The organism is Parabacteroides sp. AF17-28 (assembly GCF_003479205.1).
Lineage (GTDB): Bacteria > Bacteroidota > Bacteroidia > Bacteroidales > Tannerellaceae > Parabacteroides > Parabacteroides acidifaciens.
The window spans coordinates 114,459-132,118 of sequence record NZ_QUGV01000001.1 but is presented as its reverse complement, the minus strand read 5'-3'; the positions used below and the strand labels follow the sequence as shown (position 1 = coordinate 132,118).

Sequence of the window (17,660 nt, the reverse complement as noted above, 5' to 3'; positions counted from 1 at the left end):
TATGGTATAGAAATTATCTGTTTGACAGCAACTTATATCTGATGTATCTTTGCAGTACAAGAAAAACAAAAAGTATAACAATTAAAAAGTAAAGCATTATGAAGACATTAGATTATATCCATTTGGACGCAGTTGCAGCAGGTAAAGTAGTGGAAGCATTACAACAGTTATTAGCCGATTATCAGGTATTCTATACAAACCTTCGCGGTTTCCACTGGAACATCAAGGGACACGGTTTCTTTGTTCTCCACAGTAAATTCGAAGATATGTATAACGATGCTGCCGAAAAGGTCGACGAACTGGCAGAACGCATCCTGATGTTGGGCGGCGTGCCTGTCAACAAGTTCAGCGAATACCTGAAAGTCGCCAAAGTGAAGGAAGTATCAGGCGTATCCTGTGCCGACGAAGCACTGGAAAATATCCTGAACACCTACGGCCAGTTCATCGCCGAAGAACGCAAGTTGCTCTCCTTGGCATCCGAATCGGGCGACGAGGCAACAGTAGCGCTGATGAGCGATTACCTGAAAGAACAGGAAAAGCTGGTCTGGATGTTGGTAGCATATTCTTCTTGCGATTGCAAGAAATCATAAGTGTGTAAGTAGTTAATAAATTATTCGTTGCGTTTGGAAAAGGCACCTCGTGAGAGGCGCCTTTTTTGCGATAAATACGGTCTGTAGAACAATAGTTCGTTTTTTATGTTTATATTTGATATAATATTGACTGTTATATATTTGTACACAGATAAACATATTGTTCTATGGGTATACAGAAAAAACAATTAAACTCTACGATGCCTCTTATACGTGAAGAGATGCGGATACCGGAGGTAGCCAATCTGAAGGGCTTGATTTCTTTGATAAGCCAACCGATAGAGGAGAACGAGAGTTTTCATCTCGATTTGGTGATAGCCTCTTTGGTCCGGATACATCCGTCTGTGAAACCGAAGGATGCCACCCGTATGATACCTGCTTTCGAGCAGGCCCGGCTGATTATGAAAGATCAGGTGGAAGGAGTGGGAGACCTGGATGTTCTTCTTGCTTCTTTTCTAATCGATTATGCCGGAGTGCTATTCCAGGAATATGAAGGCTGCACGCCGGAGTTTTATGAGTTCTATGTGAATAATCTGCAGGTGGACAGTGGCATAAAAAGTAAAAAAGCACAGCAGTCCTACCGGGATTATAAACCCTATTGGGAACTTGCCAAGCGTATCACAAAACAAATCAGGGAAAAGAATACTTTACCGCTGTTGTCCACGCCTACGCACCGACCGGCATGGATTGATCCGGTAGTCCTCGTATCCCGCCTGCTGGAGTATCAGAATGCGAAAGCCAAACCGGATAATCTGGATTTTCAGATCGCCTTGTCCCGTGTGGCACTGGACCGGACGAAAGATGCGCTCCGGCTGGCGGATAAAGAGTTGACAGGCGAATATCGCGAATTGCTTCTTTTCCTGTTCGATCCGAAAGCCCGCCCGAAGGGACGCTTTACACAACAGGCTTTGTGGATGACTGCGGGTTTGGTGAAAAGCCCGGAAACCGTTTATGAAGAATTTGCCGGTTTCCCTTATTCCGCCGTCAATCGCGCTTATCTAACAGGCGATATTCCCTGTGATGTGTTTGTCTTTGAGAAGCCTTTCGGGAAGGTGGACCGTATCCTTCAATTGCTTCCTCCGCCGGACAAGAATGTCCAGATACAAAGACGTTTTGGCGGTTATGCGCTGTATGTGACGTATCGTCCTTGCTCGCGTATCCCGCTATTGGTCGAAACGTTTTGGAAAATGTCTTTGCGCGAAAAGGACTGGAAGCGGATATTGTTGCTATCCCCGAATGCTCCGCAGGTCTTGCTGGCCCTGTTAGTGCGTGACCGTGTGCGGGATGCTTACTGGAATGACACGGAACTGAGCCAGCTTAACTTGGTGACGCTCGATACGTTGCGTGAGTTGGATTTCCGGTGGGGGAAGATGGCGAAGACTTACCTGGCGATCTGCCTGTTGAGTGTCAATAAGACGGTCCGTACGAATGCGGCCGAGCTATGGGCGGAATTTGTGAAGAAAGGGAAGATGGACAGTTTTGCCGTCGGACAGATCCTGGGTGAGATCCAATCGCATGAATGGTCGCCTATACAACGGTTTGCAGGCTTGGTGACTGAAGACATGATGAATATCTCGCCCCGGCATAACCACGAATTGGAATTGCTGTTGGTCTCTTTTCTGTCCGGTTTGCCTGAAACTCCGGTGAAAGACTTGAAACGATTGTTGGAAGCTTTCACCGAAGTTCTTGCTGTCAACCAGTCAAAAGTGATGGATGCCTCTTTGCTCTCCTTACTTCGGAAATGGGGAGAAAACAGCAAGTTGCAGGAAATTATAGAGAAAATACTGTAAAGGCGTATTTCTCATTACTCGGTTGGCTGACTGGCTGTTTCCGGTTTTGTGCCGTGCTCTTCCTCTGTATCTTCTTGTTTGTACCAATTTATTTTGCGGGAGAAGTACATGATGATTCCTAAAATGATGAATAGCCCGATACTTCCGATCAGCAAAGCGACATCCTCCAGTTGCAGGATTACAAACAGGAATAAGTACAGAATACAAAGGAATAAGGCAAGTGCGCCGGTTTGCGTCTTGTTTTTAAAGATACTGTGTGTATAAGCGGTTATCAATCCGATTGTGGCAACACTGGCAATCAGATAGGCAACTGCAAAATTTATCTGTTCTGAAATAGACAATAACAAACTGTAGAACAGGATTAGAGCGATGCCGACTAATAGATACTGGATCGGATGGATGCGTGTCCGGGTAAGTATCTCTACAAAGAAAAAGACAACGAAAGTGAGAGCAATGAACATGAGGGCATATTTGGCTGAACGCATGTTCTGCTGGTAATGATCGACCGGGTCGACCAGGCTTACACCGAATGTGGAGTCATAGAAGGACTCGACTTGATTATCGGACCACATATCCGGGATATTACGATTGAAGCGGAGTATGCTCCATGAGGCTTCGAATCCCTTTTCCGTAATCGTATGTTCCGGACTGAAGTTCCCGATGAAACCCGGTGAACTCCATGCGCCGGCGACCTGTACCTTGCTGGTTTTGCCGATTGGGATAAAGTTGATGTTACTGCTTCCGTTTAGTTTCAGCTTGTAGTTGAAGTTTAAGGGCTGACCTGTTTCCGGTGCCAGAGAGTTGCCTATGCCGACAGTCAGAATCTTGCCTGACAGTTCATCGCTGTTGCCTGTCGCTTCTGCTGTGTATGAATGGCCGTTCAGGTTGAATTCTATATTATCGGTTATACCCCTCAGGTCTGACAAGCCGATCGTGACATACGCGTTGTTCCAGTGGATAACGCTGTTTTCAATCTGTAAGGAGGTGACTTTGTCAAAGCGTCCTTCTACGTTTATCTCACTTTTGTACAAAATTGTTTTATAGATTCCGTAATGTCTCTCTTCCGGGAACAGGTGGGTATTGATGTTCAGTTCTTCCGGTGTGATACTCAGCGTATGCAGGCGTTTGGTGATTTTGTTATCAGAATCCGTGTACGTGGTTGTATAGGGGACACAGAGGATAGGGCCGCAAACCGTTTGCGCATTGCTCCACTTTGCGTTTATTTTCTCTATTGTTTCTACGCTTCTGTTTTTCCGTTCCTGGATCAAATCCTGGATCATCAATCCCGGAATTAGCAAGAGGATTGTTAGTACGGCAATAATCAGAGCCTTAAAGGTGATAGTCTGGCTCGTTTTTTCTGTTCTTTTCGGTGTTGTTGTCATAAGATTATCTGTTTATGTGTATGAAAGTACTTTGTATCTCAAAGTGGATGGGCAAAAAAAATTATCGGATCAACTCCTCCAGTGCATTCAAATGCTCTTTGAAAGCTTTTTGTCCTTCTTCCGTAATGGTATAGGTCGTGTTGGGCTTGCGGCCTATGAATTGTTTGGTAGATTGGATATACCCTAATCCTTCCAGCGCTTTCAGGTGGCTTGCCAGGTTGCCGTCAGTCAGGTCCATCAACTGCTTCATCGTGTTGAAGTCAGCTGAATCATTGACTGAGAGGATAGACATAATGCCTAACCTGATGCGGCTTTCAAAAGCTTTATTTAATTTGGATATTATGTTTTTCATCCTTTATTCAAATCATATTTGATATACATGAGTGAACCGTAGGCTATATGGAAAAAACCGAACCCGAAGATCCAGAACCAGAAAGCATGTGTTGGCCAGATAACCGCTGCGATTCCCAAAATGATCTCTCCCAAGCTCAGGTAATGAATTTCGTCGTATGTATATTTTGATACACAGAACAAAGCCAGTCCATAGAAAACAAGTGTCATGGCCAATGCCATCGTAATATCGTTTTGCAGCAGGAAGACAAGGGAGAAAATTCCGCCGGTGACAAGTGGGATTCCTAAATTATAGAGTGTTTTGCGGATCAGGGCAGCCGATGGCTTACTGTTGCTTTTTCGTGTTTTCTTCCACGAGAAATACATGCCTGCGCTTATCGAAATCAGTAAGACGATGCAGGCATCCGCCAGTAAAAGGAGCAGTGTATGCACTGTGTTTTCGTTAGTGCTTGCTAAGGTATTGCCGGGTGTCAGGATATAAAAATCGGCTACAAAGGCTCCGATAATAGCTGCAACTCCGGCAGTTATGCCTGATAATCCACTTAATGATAGGAACTTGGAGGATCTTTCCATCATTTCCCGTATGGCTTTTATGTCTTCTAATTGTTTGTTCATATCTATTCGCTGCTGTGAAAAGTACTTTGTGCTGCAAAGTTAAATAGGTTTCTTAATATTCCAAATATTCTGACCTGTTTTTTTACGACTTAAAATGCTTACATTTGCACAAAGAAGAAAAGTTATACAGAATACAGATGGAAGATAAGATAGTATTACCGGCGGAGTGGTATCCGCAAAGTGCCGTACAGTTGACATGGCCGCACGAAGATACGGACTGGGCTCCGATATTGGAAGAGGTGGTTCCTTGTTTCGTCTCGATTGCCAAAGAGGTGATCAAACGTGAGAAGTTGCTGATTGTCTGCCCGGACGAACAGGCGGTACGCGAACAGTTGGGCGATGTGGACTATAGCCGGATTATTTTCCGGGAGATGGAAACAAACGATACCTGGGCGCGTGATCATGGCGGTATTTCCGTATTCGACCAGGGGGAACCTCTTGTGTACGATTTCGTGTTTAACGGTTGGGGAATGAAGTTCGCGGCAAATCTGGATAACCTGATAACCCGTAACCTGTTTGCGCAGGGAACTTTTACCGATGGTGTCTTGTCTGTCAATATGCAGCCGTTTGTGTTAGAGGGGGGCAGTATAGAGTCGGACGGTAAGGGTACATTACTGACGACCGTGGAGTGTCTTTCTTCGGTGAACCGGAATGAGTATTTGCAGAAGGAGGAACTGATAGCCTATTTGAAGGACGTGTTCGGGTTTGAGCGTATTTTATGGCTGCAAAACGGTTATCTGGCCGGTGACGATACGGACAGCCATGTCGATACATTGGCTCGGTTCTGTAGTGAAGATACGATTGCATATGTGCAATGTACGGATGAGTCGGATGAGCATTTTGAAGAACTCCGGGCGATGGAACAGGAGTTGCAGGCTTTCCGGCAGGCGGACGGTAAACCTTACCGGCTGATCCCGCTACCGATGGCGGACTGTGTGGAATGGGAAGGAGAGCGTCTTCCGGCTACTTATGCAAACTTTTTGATCATCAATGGGGCGGTGTTGCTGCCTTATTATGATTCGCCGAAAGACGAACTGGCAAAAGCTGCTTTGCAGCAAGCATTCCCGGATCGTGAAATCATTGGGATCAATTGCTTGCCGTTGATTAAGCAGCACGGTTCTTTGCATTGTGTGACGATGCAGTATCCGGAAAGGGTTGTCTGTTGAAAATTAAGAATTAAGAGTTAAAAGATAAGATGGGAGATACGTTAAAGGTTGGATTGGTGCAGCAGGCGAATACGGGGGACCGGATTGCTAACATCGAGAAATTGAAACGGAATATCCGTGCTTGTGCTTCGCAAGGGGCGGGGCTGGTTGTTTTGCAGGAGTTGCATAACGGGCTTTATTTTTGCCAGACGGAAGATACGGCGGTATTCGATCAGGCGGAACCGATACCCGGTCCTTCAACCGAGATATTCGGGGCATTGGCGAAGGAATTAGGGATTGTGCTGGTACTTTCTTTGTTTGAGAAACGGGCACCCGGGTTGTATCACAATACGGCTGTGGTGATCGAGAAGGATGGCACTATTGCCGGGAAATACCGTAAGATGCATATTCCGGATGATCCGGCTTATTATGAGAAGTTCTATTTTACTCCCGGTGATCTGGGCTTCGAGCCGATCCAGACTTCGGCAGGTAAATTAGGAGTATTGGTCTGCTGGGATCAGTGGTATCCGGAGGCTGCCCGCCTGATGGCGATGAAAGGGGCGGAGATGTTGATCTATCCGACAGCTATCGGTTGGGAGAGCAGTGATACGGAGGAAGAAAAGCAACGTCAGTTAGGGGCTTGGGTGACCGTGCAACGTGGTCATGCCGTGGCAAACGGGCTTCCGGTTATTACGGTGAATCGTGTCGGACATGAGCCGGACCCTTCCGGCCAGACGAATGGTATCCGGTTCTGGGGGAATAGCTTCGTAGCGGGTCCGCAAGGCGAATTGCTAACTGAATTATCCAACGATAATGAAGAGATACGGGTTGTCGAGATTGATAAAACACGTAGTGAGAATGTGCGTCGTTGGTGGCCTTTCTTCCGTGATCGTCGTATCGATGCCTTTGGAGGCTTGACCGAACGTTTTCTGATATGAAATTTTGTAATCGTACAGAGGCCGTCTGCCGTATGAACCTGTTGGGTGCGGAAAGGCGGCCTTTCCTGTTTGTGGTCGATTATAAGCAGGATTGTGTTTTTGTAGAGGAGACAGACCGGGTCGATCCGGCTGAATTGCTCTATAATCTGGATGGTTTGACAAATGTGGAAGAGGGGATGTGCGCCGGCTTTACGGGAAATGGCAGTCCGGTAGTCCAATGGGAAACATTCCCCATATCGCTGGAGGCTTATGCCGATTCTTTCCGGAAAGTCATCAGCCATATTCGGGCTGGAAACTCTTATCTGGCAAACCTCACCTGTCTGACGCCTGTCCGGAGTAATTTAAGTCTGCTGGAGGTTTTCTATCGTTCGGAGGCACGATATAAGTTGTGGATGAAAAATCGTTTTGTAGTCTTCTCTCCCGAGATATTCGTGAAGATACAAGATGGGTTTATCTACTCTTATCCGATGAAAGGGACCATTGACGCTATCTTACCGGATGCCCACAGGCGGATACTGGATGATCCGAAAGAAACGGCCGAACATGCTACGATTGTCGATCTGATCCGGAATGACCTGAGCAGGGTGGCTACGGAGGTGGAGGTCATCCGTTATCGTTATATAGACGAATTGCAGACACATCGAGGAGTCTTGTTGCAGGTCAGTTCCGAGATTCGCGGACGTCTTGCGACAGACTGGCAGGCGGGAGTGGGGGAATTGCTTTTTCACCTTCTTCCGGCAGGTTCTATCACCGGGGCTCCGAAGAAAAAGACGATGGAAATTATTGAGGAGGCGGAGACTTATGAACGAGGTTTCTATACCGGCGTGATGGGCTATTTTGATGGAAATAGCTTGAATAGCGCTGTTATGATTCGCTTTTTGGAACAGCTGGCGGATGGTAGCCTGGTCTTTAAGAGCGGTGGCGGCATTACTGCTAAGAGTGATTTGTCGAGCGAGTATAATGAAATGAAACAGAAAGTATATGTTCCCATTTATTGAAACAATCCGTATAGAGGACAGGCGGATTCACAACTTGTCCTATCATAACAAGCGTATGAATGAGACGCGTCGGGAAGTGTTGCAGCAAGCGGGGCTGCTCGATCTGGCGGACTATATTCAGCCGGATACTTTCCGGGAGCGGACAAAATGCCGGGTGGAGTATGCAGATGACATCCTGAAGGTCGAGTATGCGGCCTATCACTTGCGTCCTGTTTCATCTTTGCGGTTAGTTGTTTGCGATGATGCAGACTATTCTTATAAAAGTACGGATCGGGAGCTATTGGATCGCTTGTTTGCGCTTCGTAAGACGCAAGATGATGTCCTGATTGTGCGGAAAGGACTGTTGACCGATACTTCCATCTGTAATATTGCGCTTTGGGACGGCGCGCAGTGGGTTACTCCCGCCATGCCGTTGTTGGCCGGAACGAAAAGGGCTTCTTTGTTGGACAGGGGAGAGATTGTCCGGGGAGATATCCGTCCGGATGATTTGGCGCGTTATTCCCGTATCCGGTTGTTTAATGCAATGATTGAATTTGGAGAAATAGATTTTTCCGTGGATAAGATTGTGCTGTGACTCAGGTAATACTTATCGTTGGCATAAATATAGAGTAAAGTCCCATTCTTAATGGTATTGATGATCGGTTTAGTCAGTGACGGAGGCAGGGCGGGACAGCCGAAACTTCTTCCCAGGCGACCGGCGGATACTGCAACAGACGGATTGCAATAACTGGCGCCGTGCACCACGATCGCCCGCTCTTTTGCCCGGTCATTGAAGCCTTTTTCCAAACCGTTCAGAATGAGGGAATATCCGTTTTTACCCTGATAAGTGTTTTCTGTAACGAAAAAACCTAACGAGCTTTTGTAGGAACCTACTTCATTGGAAAAAGAAGTGGCATAATTACCGCCGCTGTTTTTCCCGTGTGAGACAAGGGATGAGAACAGTAGCTTTTTATGGCGGATATCTAATACATAAAGCCGTTCTTCTGTCGACGGCTTGCTGAAGTCGATGAGGGTAATGATATCTTTGTTCCGTCGCTCGATTGCTTTTGCCCCGGTTAGTGCATATTCGAAAGCCTTATAATTGACCACGTTTTCGAGTTGCATATCTGCGTATAGCTGTTGGCAATCCGATAATGGTATTGCCGGTACAGAGGGAGACGTACTTCTGGTTGCCGTATAGTTGGCAGGAAGAAATAGAAAAATCAGATATAGACAAATGCGTGATAACATAAAGATTAAGTAATGTCGCACAAAGATTAAGTAATGTCGCACAAAGATAAGACTTTTAATCAAAAACGAAAACAATAGTCTCATTTACAGGCGCCCAATCATAAACAAACTTGGCATGTGAGGTCGCGTTCCGGACACACATATGGGAGCGTGGAGTCGTTCCGAGTGTCGGACTGTATTCGATCAGCGACTTTCGCGGCGCGTTTACCGGAACTCCGTGAATATAGCCTCCGTTCGTAAAACGGCTGGCGTATGGGGCGAATCCTCCTGTTTCCTTGCTTCCGTCAACCAGGTAAATCATCCTTGCTTTCTTTTCCTGGACAACAAACATGCCTAACGGCGTCTCTTGCGCATAGGGAGGGCGGTGCTGGCCGGTTGTGGCGGGATTCATGCTTCTGACCAGCCATTTGGAACCGATATGTTCAAGAGTTGCAATATTTTGGTTGGTCACATCGACGCATATGGCTTTATTGAAAGTGACCGTATCGGCTATCGGCTTGACGTATTTTTTCGGAATCAGCCATTCCCCGTCCGTATAGATCGTTTGGATACGGGATAGGCGATCGCCTTCCTCCAATAGCTTGACGAGATCGCCGTCACGGCCATAACGTTCTGCTGTCAGTGTATCTTCCGGCAGGTAGAGCGGAACAGACTGGTAACGCTCGATGCCCAACGTGTCGGAAACCCGTTTATAAGCATCCCGGTGAAACTTCCGGACTAACGGGGCTTCCCCGTTCTTGTTCCTGTAGTTTTGAAGGATCGCCCAGCGTGCAGGCTTCTGCTGGATTGAATCGAGCAACCGCAGACGTTCCTTTATCTTACCCCATTGGAATACACGTGTCGTATCTTTGTAGGGATAAGTATCGGCTAATGTATGCTGGTCATAAAGCAATTCCTTTTCGATAACAATCTCTATAGGAGCGGGAATCGTGTCTTTATCGGGGGTGGTAACTGTCACCAGTGTATCTTGTTTCTGGAAATCGGCGTTTTGCGACTCTCCTGATTTAGTCGTGCAAAAACTGAGTGTGGAAAGGCAAAGTATCAAAAGTATGGGTACCGGCTTCATCGTATCTATTCTTTATTTTATCTGTCGTGTAAATATATAATAAAAACAAAAGAATAGAGGGATTGTTTTTCTTTTTTTATTCATTACTTCGGCAGACGCAGAACAAAACGGATCAAGGCGACGAATACCTTTCCGTATTTGTCTAACTTCAGCTCTCCGACACCGCGTATCTCGCTGAACTCATCGAGTGTAACCGGCCTCTTTTGAACCATATCATCCAGTGCGTCATCCGAAAAGATGAGGTGGGCAGGGATATGCTCGCGTTCGGAAATCTGTTTGCGGAGCTGTTGCAAGGAGTCGAGCAGCGTGTCTTCGACGGATGCAGACTGAAGCGGACGGATCGGCCGGTATTTGTAGCCTCCTTTCCGGGTGGGGAGGGCAAAGTCTTTTGTTTTCTGATAGACGGTCAGTAAGGCTTGCTGTTCTCCGAAAAGTATCTTACGCCCCAAGGGAGTGACTTTCAGATGCCCGGCAGACATATAATCGATCTCGATATAGCCGAGCTGGAGCATCTGGTAAAGATATTCTTTCCATTCTTTATAAGAAAGGTCCTTGCCTACGCCGTAGGTCTTTAGTTTGTCGTAACCTTTTTCTGTCAGTTCTTCTTTTTCTGCGCCGCGTAATATATCGATCAGCAGGTGCATGTTGGCTGTCTGTCCGGTGCGGAAAATCCCGCTCAAAGCTTTTTGGACCAGGACGCTTCCGTCAAAGCGCTGGGGCGGGTTCTTGCATACGTCGCAGTTTCCGCAGTCCTTGTCCGTCTCTTCTCCGAAATAGCTGAGTAAGATACGCCGGCGGCAAATATCCGCTTCGCAGTAACGGCGCATACGGTTCAGTTTCTGCAGGCTGACATCTTTCTGCCCGCTCTCTTCCGCAAAGCGGCGGAGGAGCAGGATGTCTGAGACGGAGTAGAAGAGGAGCGTGTCGCTTTTCATTCCGTCCCGTCCGGCACGGCCTATCTCCTGGTAGTAGTTTTCGATACTTCCCGGCATATTATAATGAATCACCCAGCGGACATTGCTTTTGTCTATACCCATACCGAAGGCGACTGTTGCGCAGACCACGTTGACACGGTCGTTGATAAAATCGTCCTGCGCCTTTTCACGCTGCATCGGACTAAGCCCGGCGTGGTAGGCTACCGCCTGGATGCTGTATTCGGACAGTTCTTCCACTAATGATTCCGTCCCGTTGCGGCTCATGCAGTAAATGATACCGCTCTGCCTGTGGTGTTTGTTTATGAAATGGACGATAGCTGCAATCTTTTCTTTTTTGCTCAGTCCGCGACGGATGGTCAGCGAGAGGTTCGGGCGGTCGAACGAGGAAATAAATGTTTGCGGATTACGCAGCTTTAATTGGCTGACGATATCTGTTCGAGTGATTTTGTCTGCCGTCGCAGTCAGGGCGACCAGCGGGACTTTCGGAAAGTTGTCTTTTAATACGGATAGTTGGGTATATTCCGGCCGGAAGTCATGTCCCCAATGCGAGATGCAGTGGGCTTCGTCGATGGCAATCAGCGATATGTCGATGCGAGGCAGGAGCCAGTGCAGTTCGCTCATGATGCCTTCGGGTGATATGTAAAGCAGTTTCACTTTTCCCTGTATGCATAGCTGCCGTACGCGGTGGCGTTCTTCCTCCGGCATCATGCTGTTGAGCGTTGCTGCCGGAATACCGTTTGCAATCAGCCCTTCCACCTGGTCTTTCATCAAAGCGATGAGAGGAGATACTACCACGGCTGTTCCCGGCAGATAGATGGCCGGCAGTTGGAAGCAGATCGACTTGCCGCCACCTGTAGGCATCAGGACCAGCGAATCTTTTTTTTGCAAGATGCGCTGTATGATTTCGGCCTGTAAGGGACGGAAAGAAGTGTATCCGAAAAACCGTTTGAGTAGTAACAATAATTCTCTCATAAGAAGCAAAAAGGAACTGAATGTTTGATAAAAGCACGCAAATATAGGAAATAATTGCCGAGATGCCGGATTTTTGTTTATCTTTGTCCTCATTATTTATTTAACGAGCCGCGACGGCTCATCCTTTTATATGACATTTGAACAATTAGAATTAATCGAGCCGATACGTAAGGCTCTCGTAAAAGAACAGTACACAACTCCCACTCCTATACAAGCCGAAGCCATTCCCGTCGTGTTGGATGGATCAGATCTATTAGGTTGCGCGCAAACCGGAACAGGTAAAACTGCCGCTTTCTCCATTCCCATTATCCAGAAGATAGAAGAACAGGGCAAGAATGGCCGCAGACCGGGTATTAAAGCCCTGATCCTGACCCCGACGCGCGAACTGGCAATCCAGATCGGCGAAAGTTTTACCGCTTACGGACGTTATACGCACGTGCGGCATACGGTTATCTTCGGTGGCGTAGGCCAGAAACCTCAGACCGATGCATTGGAGCGGGGTGTGGATGTCTTGATTGCAACGCCCGGTCGTTTGCTGGACTTGATCAACCAGGGTTTTATCCGCCTGAATACATTGGAGTATTTCGTTTTGGATGAGGCGGACCGGATGCTCGACATGGGTTTTATCCATGACATCAAACGTATCCTGCCGCTGTTGCCTAAAAAGCGCCAGTCTTTGTTTTTCTCGGCAACCATGCCGCCGGAGATCGAACGCCTGGCCGGGACGATCCTGCATGAACCGGAAAAGGTGGAGGTGACGCCTGCTTCTTCTACAGTCGATACGATAGACCAGTCTGTCTATTTTGTGGAAAAAGCGGATAAGATAAACTTGCTGACGAATCTGTTGGGCGACCGCTCGCTGGAATCCGTATTGGTCTTCACCCGTACGAAACATGGGGCGGATAAAGTGGCACGTGTCTTGAACAAGGCCGGAATAGGGGCGGAAGCCATTCATGGAAATAAGGGACAGAACGCCCGTCAACGGGCATTGAGTAACTTCAAAGATCATACGACACGCGTGTTGATCGCTACCGATATTGCCGCACGCGGTATCGATGTGGATCACCTTTCGCATGTGGTCAATTATGATCTGCCGAACGTTCCGGAAACATACGTGCACCGTATCGGTCGTACAGGCCGTGCAGGTCGCAGCGGAGTTGCTTTCTCCTTCTGTGATGCGGAGGAAGTACCGTATCTGAAAGATATCCAAAAACTGATCGGAAAAGCCGTTCCGGTTGCCGGAGGACACGAGTTCGAGACGGCCGAAGTAAAGGTGGCGGTAGCCGAAAAGAAACAGGCACTGAAGGAAGAATCGAAACGCCGGAACATGTTTGGCAGCAAACGCGACGGCAGTTTCTGGAGAAATAAGAAAAGAGCGGCAGCAAAATAAAGGGCTATCTTCTTTGAAATATTCACGGAATATTATAAATTTGCCCACTTAACATAAAATTCTAAATTGAAAAATGGAAAACACTCGTCGTTCATTCCTGAAAAAGATGACCGCTGCCGGAATCGGTACAGCAGGTCTTGCCTTGAGCGGTAACGCCGCCGCTACTACAGTAGCAACAGAAACAAGTGCTCAAAAGAAGAAACCGGTTGGCAAAGATGATGGCAAACTGCGTTTCGGCTTTATCGGTACGGGTTCACGTTGCCACGAACACATCAACAACGTATTGTCTATCCCCGGTAACAAGATCGTAGCGATCTGTGATATCCAGGCTGGTCCTATCCAGCGTACATTGGATCATATCGCTAAATTCAATGTTCCGGCTCCGAAAGTATATACCGGTAGCGAACGTGAATTTGAAAAGATGTTGAATAACGAAGAATTCGACTGCGTTATCATCGCCAGCCCGTGGGAATGGCACGTACCGATGTCGGTTGCTGCCATGAAAGCAGGCGTTCCTTATGTTGGCGTTGAAGTTTCAGCTGCCAATACGCTGGAAGAATGTTGGGATTTGGTAAACGTTTCGGAAGCTACCGGAAGCCATCTGAACATCATGGAAAATGTTTGCTACCGCCGCGACTGTATGGCTGCGCTGAATATGGTCCGTCAGGGCTTGTTCGGTGAAATCCTGCATGGAGAATGCGGTTACGAACATGACTTGCGCGAAGTGAAGTTCAACGATGGAAAGCATTATAACTATGTACCGGGAAGCGGTGACCTGCGTATGGGGCCGACAGCTTTTGCTGAAGCTCAGTGGCGTACGAACCATTCCGTACGTCGTAATGGTGATATCTATCCGACTCACGGTATCGGCCCGGTTGCAAACTGTTTGGATATCAACCGCGGTAACCGTTTCCTGTCTTTGTCGGCTATGGCAACTCAGTCACGCGGCCTGCATAAGTTTATCGTAGACAATGGCGGTGAAAATCATCCGTTGGCAAAGGTTCGTTTCAACTTGGGTGATATCGTAACTTCTATGATCAAATGTGCAAACGGACAGACAATCATCGTTACTCACGATACAAACTCTCCCCGTCCTTATTCATTAGGCTTCCGTATCCAGGGTACCGAAGGTTTGTGGATGAACGATGGCGACCATGTATATGTTCAGGGTAAATCCAAACCTCACCGTTGGGATGATTCGGAAGAATGGTTCAAGAAATACGACCATACTTTGTGGTCCAAACATGAAGCCGAAGCTGCACAGGCTGGACACGGCGGTATGGACTATGTGATGATGTTCGACCTGATCAACGCCATCCATAATAAGAAACCGGCTCCTATGGACTGCTACGATGCTGCTGCATGGAGTGCTATTTCCGGTTTGTCTGAAATGTCTATCGCTCGTGGCGGTGCATTGGTTGACTTCCCTGATTTCACTCGCGGACAGTGGATCCACCGTCAACCGGCATTTGCTTTGTCTGAATAAGAAAGATCGAAGAAATATATGCGAAAAGGCTATCGGGATTCCGGTAGCCTTTTTTTGTATTGGCTGGTTGTTTCAAATATGGCCATATTTGAAACAATAAATAATGATTTATCGGGGTGTCGCTATGTTTGTATTACCGGACGCAGATTTCGCAGACAACGCAGGCGAACGCAGATCATTAATTGTTTTAAAAGAAAATAAGTCTGCGTTCCTCTGCGTAATCTGCGCCCGTCTGCGTCCGGTAAATACGAGCAAACGCACCGATAAATCAGCATTTACAGGTTCACTTTTTCTTATAACCGAACTTTCCTGCACACCATTTTTCTTCTTAAATAGCGAAAATTGACCGATTTTAGCCCTTATCTACTACGAGTATGAACGGCTGAAAACTCGAAAAGCGGCTGAAAACAGGGGATTTTGCCCCTTGCTAAACGCCATAAAAATGCCTTTTTTCGGCAGTTGAGCTCACTTTTTGTACTGGTAAAACGGATAAATGGGGAGTACGAAAGAAAGACGGGTAAATAAGAGAAATATGCAAGGTGTTAATAAGCAACCGATTAAGTAAAAGGCGTCTCTTCCTTTTTAACCTGTGGGTGCCAGATGGTGCCAGATAAAAAGCGTTTTCCGTAACTTTTATATTTTTAATTACGACGTGTGCCTCTTTTATAGCATACGTCACGTAGTATTTATTTAAAAGTTCACGAAAATGCATTTTATCTGGCACCATCTGGCACCCGTTTCTGATTCCCGTCTGAAAAAAAACCGCTCCCGTCCGAAAAAAAACGGGACCTGTAACATTTCCTTCGTGTTCGGGGAGAAAAAATAAGAATTGCTGTTTTATAAAGAAAGACTTTCTATCTCCTCCAGCCAAAGCCTCGATACCGCATCGCTCGGCATACGCCAGTCTCCACGCGGTGACAGGCTGACGGAACCCACTTTCGGGCCGTCGGGCAGGCAGCTGCGTTTGAACTGTTGTTGGAAGAAGCGGCGGAAGAAGGTGTACAGCCATTTCTTGATCGTCGCATTGTCATACACTCCGGCAAAGGCTTTCTGCGCCAGGAAATAAATCTTGGACGGATGCGAGCCGAAGCGGAGAAAGTGATAGAGGAAAAAGTCGTGCAGCTCGTACGGGCCGACCAGGTCTTCTGTCTTTTGTTTGATATTGCCGTTTTCGTCTGCCGGAATCAGTTCGGGACTGATAGGTGTATCGACGATGTCCAGCAGAGTGAGGCGGGAAGCCTCGTCCACGCGGTTGTTGGCAACCCATTCGACCAGATATTTGACCAGCGTTTTGGGAATGCTGCCGTTTACGCCGTACATCGACATGTGGTCACCGTTGTAAGTAGCCCAGCCGAGTGCCAGTTCGGAAAGGTCGCCGGTTCCGATGACAAGGCCGTTTTCCTGGTTGGCAACGTCCATGAGGATTTGGGTCCGTTCGCGCGCCTGGCTGTTTTCGTATGTCACGTCGTGGACAGACGGATCGTGATTGATATCCTTGAAATGTTGCAGGCAGGCTTCCTTGATCGAGATCTCTTTCAAGGTGACACCGAGGGAGCGGATCAGGTTGACGGCATTGTTGTAGGTACGTCCGGTTGTGCCGAAGCCGGGCATGGTGATACCGATGATCTGTTCGCGCGGCATTTTCAGCGCATCGAATGTCATGACGGTGACAAGCAGTGCCAGTGTTGAGTCCAGGCCGCCGGAGATGCCGACGACGGCTGTTTGTGCGTGCGCATGAAGCATACGCTTTGCCAGTCCGGCTACCTGTATCTGGAAAATCTCTTCGCAACGTTCTTTCAGAGCATCACCGGAAGGGGTGAACGGATGCGGATCGACCGGGCGGGTCAGGCAGAATCCGTCCGGAACCCGAACCTCGAAATCAATGGTCTGTATCTCCTTCTTCAGCAGGTCGGCGGCTCCACGCATAAAGCTGTTATTCACCATCCGGTCGTTTTGCAACGTCTCGATGTCGATCTCGCTGACGACAAGCTGTTCCTCCATTGTGAAGCGGGGCGATTTGGCAAGCAGGTTGCCGTTCTCCGCAATAATACCGTTTCCGGCAAAGACCAGGTCGGTACTCGATTCGCCGAAACCGGAAGAGGCATAGACATATCCGGCTATGCACCGGGCGGATTGCTGGCAGATCAGCGAACTGAGGTAGTTATGCTTGCCGATCAGCTCGTTGCTTGCCGATATATTGAAGATGATATTGGCCCCTTTCATGGCCAGCAGTGAGCTGGGGGGGACGGGCACCCAGAGGTCTTCACATATCTCGATGCCGACTGATATGTGCCCCGAATTGAACAACAGATAGTTGTCGAGCGGATATTCCTGTCCGCAGATATTGATCGTCGGCTTTTGCAGTTCGAGGGCGGAAGTGAACCAACGCTGTTCCTGGAACTCTTTGTAGTTGGACAGATGCGTTTTAGGAACGACGCCTAATATTCTGCCTCCTTGGAAAGCGACGGCTGTGTTGAAAAGCCTGTTTTCTGTCCGGAGCGGAATACCGACGAAGGTCAGGATGTCCAGGTCTGCCGTATCGTTGACCAGTTTGAGCAAAGCCTTTTCAGCATTGTCCAGCAGTGTTTGCTGGGCAAAGAGGTCGAGGCAGGTATAAGCGGTGACGGCCAGCTCCGGGAAAGCCATTATCTGTACGCCTTTTTCCGATGCCTGACGCATCAGGCCTTCTATCTTTTCTATATTATAAAAACAATCCGCAACCTGTACATGTGGCACAGCGGCGGCAACTTTTACAAATCCGTAGTTCATATT

Annotated in this window: 15 protein-coding genes; 8 read left to right on the top strand and 7 right to left on the bottom strand. The window is 47.8% G+C overall.

Translation table 11 applies throughout. The features are described 5' to 3' along the window. Positions 1 to 98 precede the first annotated feature (98 nt). Both DWW90_RS00670 and DWW90_RS00665 read left to right on the top strand, forming a co-directional pair. Entirely contained in the window at positions 99 to 590 is a 492-nt protein-coding gene (locus DWW90_RS00670) for a Dps family protein (RefSeq protein ID WP_122343613.1), read from the top strand. A gap of 167 nt (positions 591 to 757) precedes the next feature. Next, on the top strand, positions 758 to 2,380 hold the full coding sequence (locus tag DWW90_RS00665; RefSeq protein WP_233547617.1) for a DUF6493 family protein: 1,623 nt from the start codon (positions 758 to 760) through the stop codon (positions 2,378 to 2,380). A gap of 14 nt (positions 2,381 to 2,394) precedes the next feature. Here the strand turns inward: DWW90_RS00665 and creD are convergent, their stop codons facing one another. From creD to DWW90_RS00650, 3 genes are all read right to left on the bottom strand, one after another. Beyond that, a complete protein-coding gene (gene creD, locus DWW90_RS00660) occupies positions 2,395 to 3,762 on the bottom strand; it encodes a cell envelope integrity protein CreD (protein ID WP_122343612.1) in 1,368 nt (455 codons plus the stop codon). A gap of 61 nt (positions 3,763 to 3,823) precedes the next feature. Further along, positions 3,824 to 4,114, bottom strand: a complete 291-nt coding sequence (locus tag DWW90_RS00655) for a transcriptional regulator (RefSeq protein ID WP_115501248.1) — start codon at positions 4,112 to 4,114, stop codon at positions 3,824 to 3,826. After that, on the bottom strand, positions 4,111 to 4,728 hold the full coding sequence (locus DWW90_RS00650; RefSeq protein WP_233547616.1) for a hypothetical protein: 618 nt from the start codon (positions 4,726 to 4,728) through the stop codon (positions 4,111 to 4,113). Before DWW90_RS00650 ends, DWW90_RS00655 begins: the two co-directional genes overlap by 4 nt. Before the next feature lie 137 nt (positions 4,729 to 4,865). On the opposite strand from DWW90_RS00650, the gene DWW90_RS00645 reads away from it, so the two are divergent. Genes DWW90_RS00645 through DWW90_RS00630 form a run of 4 tightly spaced genes read left to right on the top strand, consistent with a single transcriptional unit; the run spans position 4,866 to position 8,383 of the window. Further along, complete coding sequence (locus tag DWW90_RS00645) at positions 4,866 to 5,894, top strand: agmatine deiminase family protein (protein ID WP_122343611.1); 1,029 nt, start codon at positions 4,866 to 4,868, stop codon at positions 5,892 to 5,894. Between the two features lie 29 nt (positions 5,895 to 5,923). Beyond that, a complete protein-coding gene (locus DWW90_RS00640) occupies positions 5,924 to 6,811 on the top strand; it encodes a carbon-nitrogen hydrolase (RefSeq protein WP_122343610.1) in 888 nt (295 codons plus the stop codon). Continuing rightward, positions 6,808 to 7,809 carry an aminodeoxychorismate synthase component I gene (locus DWW90_RS00635; protein ID WP_122343609.1) on the top strand — a complete coding sequence of 334 codons (1,002 nt, stop codon included), beginning with the start codon at positions 6,808 to 6,810 and terminating at the stop codon, positions 7,807 to 7,809. The genes DWW90_RS00640 and DWW90_RS00635 overlap by 4 nt, the downstream gene beginning before the upstream one ends. Beyond that, positions 7,793 to 8,383 (top strand): aminotransferase class IV family protein, encoded by a 591-nt coding sequence (locus tag DWW90_RS00630; protein WP_122343608.1) that lies wholly within the window; start codon positions 7,793 to 7,795, stop codon positions 8,381 to 8,383. The genes DWW90_RS00635 and DWW90_RS00630 overlap by 17 nt, the downstream gene beginning before the upstream one ends. Here the strand turns inward: DWW90_RS00630 and DWW90_RS00625 are convergent. The 3 genes from DWW90_RS00625 to recQ form a co-directional block, all read right to left on the bottom strand. After that, positions 8,305 to 9,039 (bottom strand): murein L,D-transpeptidase catalytic domain family protein, encoded by a 735-nt coding sequence (locus tag DWW90_RS00625; RefSeq protein ID WP_122343607.1) that lies wholly within the window; start codon positions 9,037 to 9,039, stop codon positions 8,305 to 8,307. The two genes, DWW90_RS00630 and DWW90_RS00625, sit on opposite strands and share 79 nt — an antisense overlap. Before the next feature lie 55 nt (positions 9,040 to 9,094). Next, entirely contained in the window at positions 9,095 to 10,105 is a 1,011-nt protein-coding gene (locus DWW90_RS00620; protein ID WP_122343606.1) for a L,D-transpeptidase, read from the bottom strand. 83 nt (positions 10,106 to 10,188) lie between these two features. After that, positions 10,189 to 12,012, bottom strand: coding sequence for a DNA helicase RecQ (gene recQ, locus DWW90_RS00615; RefSeq protein WP_122343605.1), 1,824 nt, complete (start codon positions 12,010 to 12,012; stop codon positions 10,189 to 10,191). Positions 12,013 to 12,142: 130 nt separating this feature from the next. Between recQ and DWW90_RS00610 the strand changes: the two genes are divergently transcribed. Both DWW90_RS00610 and DWW90_RS00605 read left to right on the top strand, forming a co-directional pair. Further along, on the top strand, positions 12,143 to 13,402 hold the full coding sequence (locus DWW90_RS00610; RefSeq protein WP_122343604.1) for a DEAD/DEAH box helicase: 1,260 nt from the start codon (positions 12,143 to 12,145) through the stop codon (positions 13,400 to 13,402). Between the two features lie 73 nt (positions 13,403 to 13,475). Beyond that, positions 13,476 to 14,888 carry a Gfo/Idh/MocA family protein gene (locus DWW90_RS00605; RefSeq protein ID WP_115501241.1) on the top strand — a complete coding sequence of 471 codons (1,413 nt, stop codon included), beginning with the start codon at positions 13,476 to 13,478 and terminating at the stop codon, positions 14,886 to 14,888. Positions 14,889 to 15,725: 837 nt separating this feature from the next. On the opposite strand, the gene DWW90_RS00600 is transcribed toward DWW90_RS00605, so the two are convergent. Continuing rightward, positions 15,726 to 17,657, bottom strand: coding sequence for an NAD(+) synthase (locus DWW90_RS00600; RefSeq protein ID WP_122343603.1), 1,932 nt, complete (start codon positions 17,655 to 17,657; stop codon positions 15,726 to 15,728). Positions 17,658 to 17,660 lie beyond the last annotated feature (3 nt).

Bases quoted from the DNA above. Each gene is read 5' to 3' on its own strand.
- DWW90_RS00605 (WP_115501241.1), top strand. From the start codon at position 13,476: ATGGAAAACACTCGTCGTTCATTCCTGAAAAAGATGACCGCTGCCGGA.
- DWW90_RS00635 (WP_122343609.1), top strand. From the start codon at position 6,808: ATGAAATTTTGTAATCGTACAGAGGCCGTCTGCCGTATGAACCTGTTG.
- DWW90_RS00620 (WP_122343606.1), bottom strand. From the start codon at position 10,105: ATGAAGCCGGTACCCATACTTTTGATACTTTGCCTTTCCACACTCAGT.
- DWW90_RS00650 (WP_233547616.1), bottom strand. From the start codon at position 4,728: ATGAACAAACAATTAGAAGACATAAAAGCCATACGGGAAATGATGGAA.
- DWW90_RS00670 (WP_122343613.1), top strand. From the start codon at position 99: ATGAAGACATTAGATTATATCCATTTGGACGCAGTTGCAGCAGGTAAA.
- recQ (WP_122343605.1), bottom strand. From the start codon at position 12,012: ATGAGAGAATTATTGTTACTACTCAAACGGTTTTTCGGATACACTTCT.
- DWW90_RS00640 (WP_122343610.1), top strand. From the start codon at position 5,924: ATGGGAGATACGTTAAAGGTTGGATTGGTGCAGCAGGCGAATACGGGG.
- DWW90_RS00630 (WP_122343608.1), top strand. From the start codon at position 7,793: ATGTTCCCATTTATTGAAACAATCCGTATAGAGGACAGGCGGATTCAC.
- DWW90_RS00655 (WP_115501248.1), bottom strand. From the start codon at position 4,114: ATGAAAAACATAATATCCAAATTAAATAAAGCTTTTGAAAGCCGCATC.
- DWW90_RS00625 (WP_122343607.1), bottom strand. From the start codon at position 9,039: ATGTTATCACGCATTTGTCTATATCTGATTTTTCTATTTCTTCCTGCC.
- DWW90_RS00610 (WP_122343604.1), top strand. From the start codon at position 12,143: ATGACATTTGAACAATTAGAATTAATCGAGCCGATACGTAAGGCTCTC.
- DWW90_RS00600 (WP_122343603.1), bottom strand. From the start codon at position 17,657: ATGAACTACGGATTTGTAAAAGTTGCCGCCGCTGTGCCACATGTACAG.
- DWW90_RS00645 (WP_122343611.1), top strand. From the start codon at position 4,866: ATGGAAGATAAGATAGTATTACCGGCGGAGTGGTATCCGCAAAGTGCC.
- creD (WP_122343612.1), bottom strand. From the start codon at position 3,762: ATGACAACAACACCGAAAAGAACAGAAAAAACGAGCCAGACTATCACC.
- DWW90_RS00665 (WP_233547617.1), top strand. From the start codon at position 758: ATGGGTATACAGAAAAAACAATTAAACTCTACGATGCCTCTTATACGT.